Below are 14,409 nucleotides of genomic sequence, written 5' to 3'. Positions count from 1 at the left end.
AGTTTGCACTGCGGCTTCAGGCAAAGGCTGGCTTGACCGGTTACGCGCAGGTGTACGGCAAGTACAATACGACTCCTTACGATAAACTGCAGATGGATCTGATGTACATCGCCCATCCCAGCTTGATTGAGGATCTAAAAATTATGCTGGCGACCGTGAAGATCTTGTTTATGCCGGAAAGCACGGAAGGTGTGGCAGAGGGTCAGACTACGGCGATGGGGGATACAAACAAATGAAAAAAATTTTAATTGTAGCCCATTATAGCCGGTTTCTGGTGCAGTTTGAGTTGAACGATGTGAAGTTGCTGCAGGGCATGGGATATGAGGTCCATTATGCAACAAATTTTGAGCATGAAGATATGTATGCGGATGCAGTTCAGGTAATCCGTGAGCATGGTGTCATTCTGCACCAGGTGGATTTTGTCCGTTCTCCTTACAACATTTCAGCAAATATCAAAGCATACAAACAACTAAAGCATCTGATGCAGACCGAGATGTTTGCCGGAGTTCACTGTCATACTCCGATGGCAGGTGCACTGGCGCGTCTGGCTGCTAATGCCGCACACACGGCGCCGGTACTCTATACAGCCCATGGTTTCCACTTCTACAAAGGCTGTCCGTTGAAAAACCGGCTGATCTACCAGACCGCCGAGACTTTTTTGGCCCGCTATACCGATGCCCAAATCACTATCAATCAGGAGGATTATTCCGCCGCACAGAAATTTCCCCTGCGTGGCAAGGCGTACTATGTACCCGGAATCGGCGTGGATGTGAAGAATATCTCTTCCGTGCAGATGAATCGAGCCGCAAAGCGGAAAGAACTGGGCATCCCGGAAGATGCGTTTGTGTTTGTGTCCGTTGGGGAGCTGAATGAAAACAAAAATCATAGAACTGTGATTCGGGCTTTTGCAAAGACGGATATGGCAAACAGCTACTACCTCATTTGCGGAGAGGGAGAGCTGAAGCAGGAACATTTGAAACTGGCAGAAGAGCTTGGAGTATCGGACAGAGTCCGTTTTCTTGGCTTTCGAACGGATGTCAGCGAAATCTTGCGATCCTGCGACTGTTTCGTTTTTCCGTCCTTCCGGGAAGGGCTGTCTGTCTCCCTGATGGAAGCCATGGCGGCGGGCCTGCCCTGCATTGCAAGCCGCATCCGTGGAAATGTAGACCTGTTGCCAGACAGCCGGTATCTGTTTGAGTCATCGGATGAGGCCGCATTATGTCAACTAATGTGCGATGTTGTGGACGGCGTTCAGGTCAGGCAGGAGTGTGCCCGGAACAAAAAGATATTGGAACAGTACGATGTACGGAACGTCAGTGAGCAGATGAAGAAGATCTATACGGAACTGCTGGGAGACTGAAAGAAAAATGAGGGTTCTTCACTTATTGAAAAGCACAAAATATTCTGGTGCCGAGAATGTAGTTCTTACGATTATGTCGCTCTTCCCGGAAGTAGAGATGATCTATGCCTCCCCGGATGGCCCGATCCGTAAAGTTGTGGAAGCCAGAGGTCAGAAGTTTTATCCACTGGAAAACACCTCTGTCGGTGCCGTCCGGAGGGCAATCCGGGACTTGAAGCCCGACCTGATCCATGCACATGATTTCAGTATGGCGACCTGTGCCGCATGGGCGGTCGAAAAAACTCCGGTGGTGGCACATTTTCATAACAACCCGCTCTGGCTGAAGAAGGTCTGTCCGCAGTCTGTTGCGCTGGCACTGTCATTGCCCCGCATCCGAAATGTAATCAGCGTATCGAATTCCATTGAAGCGGAATATATCTTCCGGGGGCTTCTAAAACAAAAAAACACCGTGGTCGGCAATGTGGTAAACTGTGCCGACGTCCGGCAAAAGGCGCGGGAAACGTGCAATTGTGCACAGGTCGATCTGGTTTTTCTCGGACGGATGACCGATCCGAAGTGCCCCCTCCTGTTTTGCCAGATTGTGCAGAGGCTCCGGGAGAAGCGGCCACAGATTACCGCACGCATGATCGGTGACGGCGAGCTGATGTCCCAGGTAAAGGATTATGTCCGACAAAACGGACTGGAGAGCAATGTTGAACTGGCAGGTTTTCAGAGCAACCCTTACCCCTATCTGAATGCCGGCAAAGTCATGGTCATGCCCTCTGCATGGGAAGGCTTTGGTCTGGCTGCCGTGGAAGGCATGTGCCTTGGCAAGCCTGTTGTGTGCAGCGGTGTCGGCGGGCTGGCAGATATTGTGGACGAAACCTGTGGAGCGGTTTGCAAAACGATCGACGAGTACTGCAGCGCTATCCTGAAACTGCTGCAGGATGAAAATGCTTATTGCCGCTGCTCCGCAAATGCGGTTGGAAAGAGCATGCAATATACGGATATGCAGCGCTATACCGTAGCCATAAAGTCCATTTATGAATCAACTCTGGAGGGAAGCAGAAATGCTTAATTGTTTGATGGTAACGGTGCTGACCCCGACCTATAACCGTGCCAATACATTGCCCAAACTGGTTGACAGCCTTTGCAGACAGACCAGAACAGATTTCCAGTGGCTTGTTATCGATGATGGTAGCACAGATGATACCGAAGCGTATATAGAAGCGTTAAAGCAGCAGAATCTTCCGTTTGAGTGGGAATACCACAAAAAGAAAAACGGCGGAAAGCATACCGCTCTGAATGCAGCTCATCCTTATATCAAGGGTGATGTTGTTCTCATTCTAGACAGCGACGACTACCTGACACCGGATGCAGTTGAAACAGTCGAGCGGGAATGGCCCATTTATCGGAATCGATCCGATCTCTGCGGCATGAGCTATTTCAAAGGCAAGGAAGATGGCACACATTTAAGTGTTGCAAACCCAGCAGATTTTTATGTAGCTGACCATCTTCATTACCGGGTAAATCAGGGCATCAGGGGCGATCATTGTGAAATCGTGCGGGCTGACCTATTCAAGAAATATCCATTCCCAGTTTATCCGAACGAGCGCTTTATGGCGGAAAGCTGGCTTTGGAATGCGATGGCCCTGAACTACAAGACGGTGTATCGCAATAAAACCATTTACATCTGCGAATATCTGGAAGGCGGACTGACAAAAAGCGGCCGTGCACTGCGAATGAAAAGCCCCCTTGGAATGATGGATGACTGCCGCAGCTACCTGAACGATGAAGTCTGCCTGAAAGTCCGGGTCAAAGAGATGCTGCTCTATTGGGTGTACGCAAGGTGCGCCGGCTATTCGTTTGCAAAAGCACTATCAACAAGCGGCAGACCCGTCGGGATGACTCTGACAGCGATCCCCGGTTGGATGCTGTACTTTTACTGGAAGAAAAAATATTTGAAATAATGAGGGTGTGCGGTGGTTTATTTTCTGGTCATTGATGCGGTACTGTTTCTTTCCGCATGGTGCAAGCCGAAACAGTCAAAAATTCTGTTTGGGGCATCAATTTTCATATTGTGGTTTGTGATGGCATTCCGTAATGTAAATCTTGGCGGAAGTGATGCCTATGTGTATCAGCAGTGGTTTTATACTGCGGTTCCAAAATTATCACAATTTGAGTTCAATCCGTTTGTGTTTCAACGAGACATTCAGGCTGAGTGGGGTTTCGGCTGGCTTTTCACATTGCTTGCTTCCTTCATCAAAACCTTTGCAGTTGATTACATCGTATTTCAGGTCTTTTATGCGACACTGAGCTTCCTCCTTCTGGCTGTGATTCTCCATGATATGGAACTCACTGTGCAGGAAAAATCGTTGTTCATGTTTTCCTATCTGTCGCAGCAGATGGTGTGGTTTTTCTGTGTCCTGCTTCGGCAAAATCTTGCAGACCTGCTGGTCTGGTATGTTTTGGAACATCCATTCAAACGCCACCCATGGTTGAAAAAAATTCTGCTCCTCTATCTTGCCACCTTACTGCATACTTCTGCCTATATTGCAATCGCTGTTATTCTTGCCTTGAAAATCATAAAACGGTTCCCGATCAAAAAAGTTGTCTCCGGGGCACTGCTTCTGGGAACAATTTTATTCTTTGCCGGAACAAAAATCATCTCATTTATGCTCGCTTTTATGGCTACACTTGATCCGCGGTACGGCATGTATCTTAACGCTTCCGGTGAGCGTTCCAACATCGTCAATTTTGCATTGAGAGGTTTTTTTCTGGTTCTGCTGTACCTGGAATACCGGAAAAACGCTTCTCCGGAGGGAAGAAAATATCTTTATATCAGTGCTTTCTGCTTTTTAATTGGTTCTATTCCGCAGGCACTGGCAGTACGGATGACGGAATATTTTGTGATTGCAAATCACTATTCCATTGCCAAGTTCCCAGAACTTTTTGAATCAAAAAGTCGGAAGCTTGCTGCGATATTATGTTTTGCTTTCTTCTTCATGGTTTTTGTGCGATTTGCAAATGTAAATGCAACATTCCTGAAAATATACCAATTTAACTGGAATTAACTACTGGAGGAAAATATGGTCTCAGTCATCATTCCATGCTACAATAGCGAAAAAACAATTGGCTCCTGCCTTGAGAGTATTTTAAATCAAACATATTCTGATATTGAGGTTATTACTGTAGATGATGGTTCCACAGACAAAACCAGTGAAATCATTCAAACTTATTCAGATAGAGACAGTCGTATTCTTTTAATTAGAAAAGAAAATGGTGGTGTATCATCTGCAAGAAATCTTGGAATACATGTGGCTCATGGGGATTGGCTTCTTTTTGTTGATTCAGACGATACTATTTTAAATACGCACATTGAAACATTAATAAAAAATGCAGTTTCACCTAGTAGTATTGTTATTTCCGGGTTCAAAGAAGTGCGAGACGGTAAAATTCTCGATGGAATAAAAATGCCTACAGAAATTTATGAGCCAAAAGATGGCCTTGCCATTGGAATTGGCATGATTCCATACCCGATGAATTATAGGATCGCATTTGCAGGTCCTTGGGCGAAACTTATCCCTAAAAAAATTGTAGTTGAAAACAATATTTTCTTTCCAGAAGATCTTTCTTTGGGTGAGGATACTCTTTTTATTTATGAATGTTACAGCCACTGCGATAAGATCGTTATTGTACATGAGCACTTATATTTATATCATATAATATCTAATTCAGGCTCACTATCTTCTAAAGGTACAGTGGGGATGGAAATGACCATTGAAAGCCAACGAAGGCTTTATGCAAAAAAAGTATCGCTTTTACTGGAAAAAGGTATTTTAGATGACTATCCTCAAATATATCATGGAACATATATAGCTCTTTGGTGGTCTATCCGAAATACTGCATATGGAGAAAGAGTAAAATATTCCGATATCAAGCAGGCCTTTACAAAACTCATATCGGATAAAAATATTCAAACCGGTGCACTTTTTTGCAATCCAGAAGATATCAAAGAACGTATTATCTGTTACTTGATTCGACACAAGAATATAACCTTTTTATGTTCAACCGTATACATATTGAATTTTTTCTTAGGCAAAAAGAGTTAATTTCTTTTCTTTAGAAAAAATATTTCAGAAAGATTCTTCGAAATCATGAACGAACGAAAAAAAGGCGCAGCATTATCCTACATACAAGTGTTCCTAAGCGTAGTTGTCAGCATGATCTACGTCCCGGTTCTTCTTCACTTTCTTGGACAGAGTGAGTACGGATTATATCAGATCGTCGGCTCATTCTTTTCCTATGTCACCGTTTTTGAATCCTGTGTGTCGGCCGGTATTCTGAGAAACTACTGCGACGCCTTGGGGCGCAGCGACCATGAAGAAGCCGCTGTGACTCTGTCGATGGCAAGAAACATCTATCGTTTTCTGGCTCTCATTCTGGATCTGGTCGGAATCGTCGTGGTGTTTGCCTTCCGGAGCTTCTACGCCGGTTCATTCAGTACCTCGGAACTGAACGAAAGCGTTGCCATTCTGATCCTGCTGTTCGTAAATATGACCTTCACCTTGCAGGGTTCGGTTTATCTGACTGTGCTTACCGGGCATGAGAAGTACACCTTTTTGCGGATATTATCCATCCTGATGCAGATCATACAACCGCTTCTGGTCATTTTGTGCGTCAGCCGGATCCCGTATGCGATCACAGTCTCGGTGGTGATCGTCCTTCTGAACCTCCTGACCATTGGAATTCGGTATGGCTATGTGACCCGAAAACTAAAAATCCAGATCACAAAACAGCCCAAAGATTCCCGGATCGTGAAAAGCATCCTCGGTCTTTCTGCTGCCATCCTGCTCGGAAGCATTGCGGATCAGATCTTCTGGAAAACAGATCAGATCATTCTGGGACGGATGTTCAACACCGTAGTCGTTGCCGTTTATTCTGTCGGTTCACAAATCTGTTCTATGTATATGCAGTTTGGCACACAGGTCTCAGGTGTTTTCTATCCCAGAGTCAGCGCCTTGTATCAGGAAGAAAACGGTCTGCAGAAAGCATCAGATTTATTTATCCGGATAGGACGGATCACCTTCTACATCATTCTTCTGGTTTTATCCGGCTTCATCGTTTTCGGGCGTGAATTTCTGCTGCTGTGGGTCGGAGAAGGCTACGAAGAAGCCTATTGGGTTGCAATCATCGTCATGCTTCCATTTTCCATCGATCTGGCGCAGAATCTCGGACTTTGCATTCTGCAGATCAAGGGGCAGTACGGTTTCCGTGCAAAGATCTATTTTCTGAGCGCTGTCCTGAACATCCTGACGACCATTTTTTTCACAAAATGGATCGGAATCATCGGCGCTGCACTTTCTACCAGCATTTCGATGTTCCTGACCAGCGGCCTGATCATGAACTGGTACTTTCAAAAACGAGCCGGTCTCGACATCCGGAAATTCTGGAAGGAGACTCTGCCCATTATCATCGCCACACTTTTGCTGACCACTGGGGCGCTCCTGCTCAAGCATTTTCTGGTATCTGAGAGCGCTGGTTCCTTCCTGACGTTCGGGTTGGAAGTTATTCTTTACACCACACTCTACGGCATCGTCATGCTTAAAATCGTGGCAGACCGTTCCGAAAAGGAACAATTTCTTCAAATTGTCACAAGCTTGACCCTCACTCTAAAACGAAAATAAGTGCCCACCTAACGAAACCACATGCTTTTTAACATTGGGGGTTGTAATGCCAGGTGGCATTCGATTTGGACATCTACCGGATATAGCGATTTTGACCCACCCGGAGCGTCTCATGCAGATGCAGCCTTGGGGAAATCTCGTCTGGGAAAACTTTGCGTGACAAACAAAACGAGGCATCCGATTTCAACGTCGAGTGCCTTTTTCTTTGTGGCAACGTGTTTTCTCCGAACAGCCACCATATCTTGTCCCGGACTGGGGAGAACAAACAACTCTTCCTTCCAGCCAGAATAACCCCCGGCTCCAGATTTTTAACTACCCCCACCCCACTTCTGACTACCTCTGACTTCCGCCAAACAAAAAGGCCAGCATATCATACGCAAATCGTACAATACACTGGCCATTCCGGTTATTCCCTTATCCAGCTTTCTGCGTGAGCCACTTTTCCACTGTGTCCATGCTGAAGCCAATCGCTCTTGCAATCTGCTTTACCGTCAGACCCTGCTCATAGAGGTTCTTCGCCGTCATCTGAGCCTGTTCTTCCCGACCCTCTGCATGACCTTCTGCATAGCTTTCATCTCTCAGGTCTTCCATCACTTTACACATTTCGCTCACTCCCTTCGGATTTCCCCTCAGATACCGGGTCTTTTCGGCAAGGATCTCAAAATTCATATCATCGGCACTGGTGCAGTTGAAGTCGTGCATCAGCTTGCCAATGTCAGAGTCATCACGATATTCACCGTTTACATACAGGACTAAACCGGAATGTCCTACTCCATCCGCAGATGCCGCCACACCGCAGGACGACATTACATGATATTCAAAATAAGATGTTCAGATACTTTTCTGCTTCTGTGCGGATAATCTGCAAATCATCTTCATATCCCATGACTTTGCAAATGTAAAAAGCTTCCCGATAGCGTTCGACACTCTCCTCCTTTTTTCCAAGAAAGAAGTCGCATTCAGCTTCGATTTCCAAACACGAGTGAAGCACCTGATAATGTCCATATTTTATACATGCTTCTTTTCCGTATCTTGCCACCTTTGCGCCTTCCTCATACTTTTGCGACAAATCCAACGATCTAGCAAAATTATACAAAACCAAGGGAAGCATCCTGTTTGAAGTAACCGTTTCCGGAAGATGCCTTCTTATATATTGAAGCAGTCGATAGAAAATATCGGCTGCTTTTTCATTGTCACCGCTCAAAGAATACGCATTTCCAATTTGATTGACCAGTTTCATTTCATCCAATGTAAAGAGAAAGTCTTCAATTTTGTCCAGTTGAAAATCCGGTATGGTCATCCGAATGGCTTGCAACAACATTTGAATCCGCTCGTCATTTGAATATCTTTTATCCAATCCTCCCAAAAGGACTTTCGATCGAAGAATAAACTGTTGTGTGATTTGATCATCCGGCTTTGCAATTTTCTCAAGCCGACTTATTTTGTCAAAGCCCTCCTCAACGCACTTTAGCGCATTACAGGAAACAATTTCCTTCTTGAGTGCTTCTATTTCCAGTTCTTCCGGTGTTACCAACGCATAATATCGGTCATCCGGCAGACCAAGGCGCTGCAGAATCGCATTGATTCGATTTCGGCTGGGGGTCTGTTTTCCGTTTTCCAATCTGGACAATGTAACGGATTCACAAATGCCTGCACAGACCTGCTCCTGTGTCAACCCGAGATCCAAACGCCGCTGGCGGATATACTCCCCCAATTTGTAATTCTGCATTTAGCAGCTCCCTCCAAACTTTAGTATTGCCATAATTGTAATATACTAGATTTTGTACATGTGTGCAAGCGTCTCTTGTGCAAACCTGTCGTCCCATGTAATTTTTTATTACACCAGACGATATGGTCAATCGAAACCTTTTGTGATAAGATACAGGCACATGAAATACATTCTAAGCTCTTTGACATACGCATGGAGGAAACAATGATACACTATCTGAAAAAGCAATGGAGGCTCAGTACCCTCACCTGCTTGTTTGCCATCACCGCCTATGGTGCTCAGGCTCTGATTCAGCTTGCCTTGATGAAGGTTTTTGATGCCGTGGTATTGCTGGATCTGCGGAGTACTATCTTTTGGACGGCAGTTGATCTGACCTGCTGGGGAGGCTATTTTCTTTTTACTGCTTTACAGGAGCATTGTCAGGCCAAAACAATTCGCGCTTTGAACAATACGGTGCGAGATGGGCTGTATCACTCCTTCCTGCGCAAGAGCCATACCGATTTTCATCAGTCCGACACCGGAGAATATCTCGCCCGGCTGACCAATGATATAAAGCAATTAGAACAGCTTGCGTGGATTCCCTTCTTCGGCTGTGTAGGCAGAATTGCGCAGATCGTGTTCAGCATTTTGGGACTTGCCTTTTTGCATTGGTCGCTGGTTGTTTTTTCCGTGATCACAGCAGTTGTCCTTTGGCTCTCCCCAAAACTGTTCCAGAAGAAGTTGGAACTACTGGGGCAAAGCTGCGGTGTGCAGCAGACTGCCGCCATCAACCATTTGAAGGACCTTCTGACAGGCTTTGACGTACTCCAGTTTTTTGGCAGAGGAAATCTCTTTCTCCAGCAGGGAAATAGGATCAGCGATGACATTGAAAAGCCCAGTTGCCAGCTGAGCTATGGTAAATCTCGCATGGAGGCGTTGATTGGCTTTATCAACGTCGCACTTCAGCTCGGCTCGCTTGTGCTGATTGCTGCGCTGACCAGCATGGGACTTGTCACCACAGGCACACTTGCCGGTGGTGTCAATCTGATCGGAGGCGTGGCAAACGGCTTTAACAGTTTGGCCGGTTTGCGTCTCTCCCTCTCAGCCAGTAAGCCTTACTTTGGCAAGCTGCCAACGGTCGATACTGATTCCAAATCGGAAGAGGTTGCTTCTATGTCACCACTGAAAGCCTCCATTACGGTAGATAGAGTTTCTTTCTGCTATGATGAGAAAAAGCCCATCCTGAAAGATGCCTCCTTCCGCTTTGAAAAGGGCAAAAAGTATGCCCTGACAGGCCCCTCCGGCTGCGGAAAATCCACTCTGCTCAAGCTGCTTTTGGGCTGGCTGCCGGACTATACCGGTACGATTTCGTTTGACGATGTGGACATTCACACCGTTACACCCGCTCAGCTCCAGCAACAGATGAGTTACATTGAGCAGAATGTGTTCCTGTTCAATACTACGATTCGGGAGAACATCACACTGGGTGAAGATTTCTCGGAAGAGCAGCTGCATGCGGCCATTCAGGGCAGTGCCCTTGCCGCAGATTTGACCGCCATGCCCGATGGCCTTGACACCGTTGTAGGTGAGGATGGCAGTAATCTTTCCGGCGGTCAGAAGCAGCGTGTCGCCATTGCCCGTGCCCTGATTCACAATCGCTCCATCCTGCTGGTGGACGAGGGCACCAGTGCGCTGGATCAGAAAAACGCCGACCTTGTGGAAAAGAGCCTGCTTACCAATCCCGACCTGACACTGATCCTCATCAGCCACCACCTGTCGGCAGCGCGCCGTGCGCAGTTCGACCGTGTGTATGAGCTGGCACCTGTAACGCAATGATTGCCCGGTAATTTCCCCTCAAATCATAAATACGCCCTGCATGCCGACCAGTGCCGGTGTGTGGGGCCTTTTGCAGTGAAACCGAAACGCTCCACAAGGCTGCTCATATCCTGACCACCAAGGACAAGCCTGCCGATTGCACGGACGACCCCTTCCTTGTGGAGAAGATGTGTGCCGAGTTGGAGGGCCGATGCGTAGTAGTTCAGCGTGGTGGAGGTCTGTGCGTGTCCAAGCCGCCCGGAGACCGTTGTGATCGGTACATGTGCCGCAATCAGGATGCTGGCATTCGAATGGCGAAGGCTGTGAAAGTTCACGTCCGGGAGATCGTGTGTTTCCAGAAACTTCGGGAACCAGGACGAGATGATATCCGGGTCCATCGGCTCTCCATTCCATTTCGTGAATAGCATATCATTATCCACCACTTTGCCATTTTCCAGTGTGACCTTACGCACCCACGCTGAACCGATCCGGAATCTCTCCGCTTTCTGGTATCGCCGGTACTCCTGCAGCAGTTCCACGCAATCCGCTCCAATGCGCAGGCACCTCTTGCCTCGTCTGGTTTTCGGTGTGTTGAACACAAGGCCTATCCCGGGGATGGACTGGACCGTCCGCTTGATGGAAAGCGTTCCCTTCTCAAAGTCAATGTCAGACCAGCGCAGGGCGCAGATCTCACCCCGCCGGGCACCAAGCAGCAAGGCCAGCTGAGTGATCACGTTGTACTGCGGCGGTGCATCCGAAAGGGCATCCAGCAGCTTTGGAATCTCTTCCTCCGTCAGCACCCGAACGTCGATTTCCTCGGCTTTGGGATGTTCTGCACGGGAGCACGGGTTCTCGTTGATCAATCCCCACTGGACACCTTTCTTAAAGATGCTGGAGAGCATGGCCTGATAGCGGATGACGGTGTTGTTGTTCAGCTTCCCGTCCTTTTGGGTATGCTCCACAAACGCCTTTGAGAAGGCCAGCCCCACTGCAGCGGACACTTTTTCCGCCGTCTTTCGGCTCACACTCTTACCCGCATAGACCATCCGCATGGTGTCCTGACCGATCCCGGCCTTTTTCGCCAGTTCACCCCGGGTTCCACGTGGGAGCAGGTTCAGAAGGGCTTTCGTGGCGGTGTAGGTGCTGTCCCGGCGGACACCCCTCTCCTCCAAATTGTCATAAAACGCCATCACATGCGCCGGCTTGATCTTGGACACCTTGAGATGCCCGAGTCCGGCACTGATCCGGCCACGCATCCTTCTATAATCGTAGAGCGTCTTGGCCTTCAGCTGCTTGTTGGCGTATTCCTCAAACCAGCGGTCGATCAGGTCATCCAGCAGCATGTCTGAGTCCAGCACGAGGCCGTTCGTGACCTGCTGCGAATCCTCTCTGACCGGCTCTCCCTGTGCGAAGAACTGGGCCAGCGTGTCCATGTTGACCAACCACTTTCGGCTTGAGATGGCCGTATAGCAGATCTTGCCCGTTCGGCAGAGCTTGCGGACATATTCGGGTGTCACGTTGAACCGTGCGGCGGCGTTTTTCACGCTGGCCATAGTGGGATAAGGGTTCAGAACAGTTTAGAGTCCCCTCAGCCCGCCAGATGCCCCCACGTCATTCATTTTTAATTAAATCCTCCGGCAGGTGCTCCGGTATGCGCACAAAGCCCCTTTGAAGCTGTCGCATTTCTGTCGCACTTTTCAAGCCCCGCCGGGCGGATATAACAAAAAGAAACCCACGATCCAAGCCGCATTTGAAACGGTGAATCGTGGGTTTTCCTTTGGTGCGCTCGAGGGAACTCGAATCCCTGGCCCTCTGATTAAAAGAGCCCCCCGGGCAGAACACTCTGATTTTAGAAGTTTCGAGTTTACGTCATTTTTATGCAGAACATCGTGATTTTTCACTGCGTAATTTCTGCACCCTTTGTCGTATTTTGCAAGTCAGAGTGCCCATTGCATCCCTTGAAACCGTGCAAAAACAGTGCAGAAACCGTGCACTTACTCTGGGACAAATGAAAAATAATGATTTTTGATCCATGACTTGGTGGCGGTTTGAGTGACCACAAAGGTAAATCTAATATACAGGAAGAAGAATGCCCACTCGTCTGAGGAGTTCTCAGGGGAGTGGGCATTTCTACGCGGGTGGTTAATATAATTTCGATTATGATAATTCAAATTATATTAACTCGTTCCAATAAAATATTAGTTCTGCCAATATTTCGGTTTGCAAAGCGATTTTACTTTCTACTTTCTTATAAACTGATACACTCCATATTGCGGAGATTCGACAATGCCAAGACGACGGAGATCCCGGATGATGGCATTGGCACGAGAAATCTTCACATCGAAGAATTGAGCCACATTGATGGAATGAAAAGAATATTCGTATCTGTATCTTTTGAAAAGCCCCAAAGTTTTCTCTTTTGTTCTGCTTCCAAAGCTAGTCTCATTCAGCTGAATTTTGAAATTGGCTACCTCGCTGTCCATATCCTCTTTTTCTGAGGTTGCCACTTTTTCTTGGGAAGTTGCCACTTTTAGGGTCGAGGTTTCCACTTTTTCTTGCGGGGTTGCCACTTCTAGGGTCGAGGTTGCCACTTTTTTTGAAGAAGTCGATACTTCTGCAGGTTGAGTCTCCACACTTTCCATACTGACCTGTGCCGGAGTCGCGACACTTCTATTCGGCAGTGTGACGATAAAGAAATCCGAATCTGAGTAGAAAGTCGGCTTCTGGGCTACTTCCACATAAGAGTTCAGGATGCGGTCAATGCCGCTGCCACGGCGCTCCATAAAGCCAAGCCGTGAGAACACATCCGAGATCACCTGATTGCGCCGCATAGACGGAATATGCCGGATATCCATATCCTGCACCCTGCGGCCATTCATCATGCCGCCCGGTGAAGTGATTTCCAGCCGATCATCGAACACTTCCACATGAATCTCCGAACCAAGAATCTGATAATTCCGATGGATCAGCGCATTGACCAGCACCTCACGAACGGCCTTATACGGGTAATCACTGCGTTCTTCGCGGGTCATACCACGGATGCTCCACGGGTTTTTGCTGTTGTTGCGAACAAAATCTTCCGCATTTTGCAGCAGCGTGATCAGACTTGCACCCTGAAATTCCTTGTCATCCAGAGCATCTTCTTCAATGCTGCCCTTGTAGTTGCCTTTCCAGCGAGTGCAGAAAATACGGGATTGCTTCAGAACGCCCTGATCGCAAAGCAGCAGGCCGCCATTCGTGATTTGTCCATCATCTGTTACCAATCCTGCGGAGGGCAAGTCTTTTTCAAGGTCGAAATCCTCTTTTTTCAAATTCTTAAACGTCGCGGCCAGCAGTGTAAAACTGACATCACCCACTCGATAAGAACTGGGCAGGGCATCAAAGGTCTGGTTCATGCCTTGCAAAATCAATTCGTTCAGTTCCCGTGAGGTGGCTTCTTCGGACTGGTCGCCATGCCGCACATAGGCCGTATGGGAACCGTCAAAGGCATAATAATATGGATACGCCGGGCCGTCCTGTACTTCCAGATCAACGCAGGACTTGCCCTCTATTTCGACCTCCCGCACCCGATAGCGCGGCGTAGGGTCAATGCGGACCTTGATAAGTTCCGTCAATCTGCTCACCACAGCCTGCGGATTTTCCAATCCTACGACCTCGCGCGGCTCATTCTTTACGCCAAAAATCAAGTGTCCGCCCTCGGTATTGGCAAAGGCCGACACCGATTTCAGCCAGCTGCGCGGCTTTTTCTCTTCAAGGCGTTCCTTGTAATCAACATGAGAGGCTTCAATGTAATGGTCGAGGGGGAAAGGCATGGTATCACCTGCAATTCGGTTCAATATCGTTCAAGCGTATTATACCGT

The 14,409-nt window shown here is 47.7% G+C and carries 12 protein-coding genes; 8 read left to right on the top strand and 4 right to left on the bottom strand.

Going from position 1 to position 14,409, the window contains the following annotated elements; all coding sequences use genetic code 11:
• The 7 genes from D3F01_RS12645 to D3F01_RS12615 all read left to right on the top strand — a co-directional run.
• Window positions 1–236 (top strand): sugar transferase (locus D3F01_RS12645; RefSeq protein ID WP_242889044.1); only part of this gene is annotated, 236 nt, incomplete at its 5' end.
• The gene (locus D3F01_RS12640) at window positions 233–1,360 is read left to right on the top strand and encodes a glycosyltransferase (protein WP_242889042.1); all 1,128 of its coding nucleotides are present in this window, start codon (window positions 233–235) and stop codon (window positions 1,358–1,360) included. The genes D3F01_RS12645 and D3F01_RS12640, both read left to right, overlap by 4 nt.
• Window positions 1,361–1,367: 7 nt before the next feature.
• A complete protein-coding gene (locus D3F01_RS12635) occupies window positions 1,368–2,417 on the top strand; it encodes a glycosyltransferase (RefSeq protein ID WP_242889040.1) in 1,050 nt (349 codons plus the stop codon).
• A complete protein-coding gene (locus tag D3F01_RS12630) occupies window positions 2,410–3,309 on the top strand; it encodes a glycosyltransferase family 2 protein (RefSeq protein ID WP_242889038.1) in 900 nt (299 codons plus the stop codon). The genes D3F01_RS12635 and D3F01_RS12630 overlap by 8 nt, the downstream gene beginning before the upstream one ends.
• Before the next feature lie 12 nt (window positions 3,310–3,321).
• Window positions 3,322–4,413, top strand: coding sequence for an EpsG family protein (locus D3F01_RS12625; RefSeq protein ID WP_242889036.1), 1,092 nt, complete (start codon window positions 3,322–3,324; stop codon window positions 4,411–4,413).
• Window positions 4,414–4,428: 15 nt separating this feature from the next.
• Window positions 4,429–5,451 (top strand): glycosyltransferase family A protein, encoded by a 1,023-nt coding sequence (locus D3F01_RS12620; protein ID WP_242889034.1) that lies wholly within the window; start codon window positions 4,429–4,431, stop codon window positions 5,449–5,451.
• Between the two features lie 45 nt (window positions 5,452–5,496).
• Complete coding sequence (locus tag D3F01_RS12615; RefSeq protein WP_242889033.1) at window positions 5,497–7,026, top strand: oligosaccharide flippase family protein; 1,530 nt, start codon at window positions 5,497–5,499, stop codon at window positions 7,024–7,026.
• A 414-nt stretch (window positions 7,027–7,440) separates the two neighbouring features.
• Here the strand turns inward: D3F01_RS12615 and D3F01_RS12610 are convergent, their stop codons facing one another.
• Both D3F01_RS12610 and D3F01_RS12605 read right to left on the bottom strand, forming a co-directional pair.
• On the bottom strand, window positions 7,441–7,833 hold the full coding sequence (locus tag D3F01_RS12610) for a helix-turn-helix domain-containing protein (RefSeq protein WP_227613690.1): 393 nt from the start codon (window positions 7,831–7,833) through the stop codon (window positions 7,441–7,443).
• Between the two features lie 10 nt (window positions 7,834–7,843).
• Window positions 7,844–8,755 carry a helix-turn-helix transcriptional regulator gene (locus D3F01_RS12605; RefSeq protein ID WP_242889031.1) on the bottom strand — a complete coding sequence of 304 codons (912 nt, stop codon included), beginning with the start codon at window positions 8,753–8,755 and terminating at the stop codon, window positions 7,844–7,846.
• 75 nt (window positions 8,756–8,830) lie between these two features.
• Here D3F01_RS12605 and D3F01_RS12600 point away from each other — a divergent pair, with 75 nt between their 5' ends.
• The gene (locus tag D3F01_RS12600; RefSeq protein ID WP_242889029.1) at window positions 8,831–10,570 is read left to right on the top strand and encodes an ABC transporter ATP-binding protein; all 1,740 of its coding nucleotides are present in this window, start codon (window positions 8,831–8,833) and stop codon (window positions 10,568–10,570) included.
• A gap of 23 nt (window positions 10,571–10,593) precedes the next feature.
• Here the strand turns inward: D3F01_RS12600 and D3F01_RS12595 are convergent, their stop codons facing one another.
• Window positions 10,594–12,102, bottom strand: coding sequence for a tyrosine-type recombinase/integrase (locus tag D3F01_RS12595; RefSeq protein WP_242889027.1), 1,509 nt, complete (start codon window positions 12,100–12,102; stop codon window positions 10,594–10,596).
• 687 nt (window positions 12,103–12,789) lie between these two features.
• Window positions 12,790–14,361 (bottom strand): ATP-binding protein, encoded by a 1,572-nt coding sequence (locus D3F01_RS12590; protein WP_097770067.1) that lies wholly within the window; start codon window positions 14,359–14,361, stop codon window positions 12,790–12,792.
• Window positions 14,362–14,409: the final 48 nt, after the last annotated feature.

Source organism: Faecalibacterium sp. BCRC 81149 (genome assembly GCF_022750605.1).
Lineage (GTDB): Bacteria > Bacillota > Clostridia > Oscillospirales > Ruminococcaceae > Faecalibacterium > Faecalibacterium duncaniae.
This window is presented reverse-complemented; position numbering and strand designations above follow the sequence as displayed.

What these genes read in the sequence shown, in the direction of transcription:
- D3F01_RS12640 (WP_242889042.1), top strand. Translation starts at nt 233, where the DNA reads ATGAAAAAAATTTTAATTGTAGCCCATTATAGCCGGTTTCTGGTGCAG.
- D3F01_RS12635 (WP_242889040.1), top strand. Translation starts at nt 1,368, where the DNA reads ATGAGGGTTCTTCACTTATTGAAAAGCACAAAATATTCTGGTGCCGAG.
- D3F01_RS12630 (WP_242889038.1), top strand. Translation starts at nt 2,410, where the DNA reads ATGCTTAATTGTTTGATGGTAACGGTGCTGACCCCGACCTATAACCGT.
- D3F01_RS12620 (WP_242889034.1), top strand. Translation starts at nt 4,429, where the DNA reads ATGGTCTCAGTCATCATTCCATGCTACAATAGCGAAAAAACAATTGGC.
- D3F01_RS12615 (WP_242889033.1), top strand. Translation starts at nt 5,497, where the DNA reads ATGAACGAACGAAAAAAAGGCGCAGCATTATCCTACATACAAGTGTTC.
- D3F01_RS12610 (WP_227613690.1), bottom strand. Translation starts at nt 7,833, where the DNA reads ATGTCGTCCTGCGGTGTGGCGGCATCTGCGGATGGAGTAGGACATTCC.
- D3F01_RS12605 (WP_242889031.1), bottom strand. Translation starts at nt 8,755, where the DNA reads ATGCAGAATTACAAATTGGGGGAGTATATCCGCCAGCGGCGTTTGGAT.
- D3F01_RS12595 (WP_242889027.1), bottom strand. Translation starts at nt 12,102, where the DNA reads ATGGCCAGCGTGAAAAACGCCGCCGCACGGTTCAACGTGACACCCGAA.
- D3F01_RS12590 (WP_097770067.1), bottom strand. Translation starts at nt 14,361, where the DNA reads ATGCCTTTCCCCCTCGACCATTACATTGAAGCCTCTCATGTTGATTAC.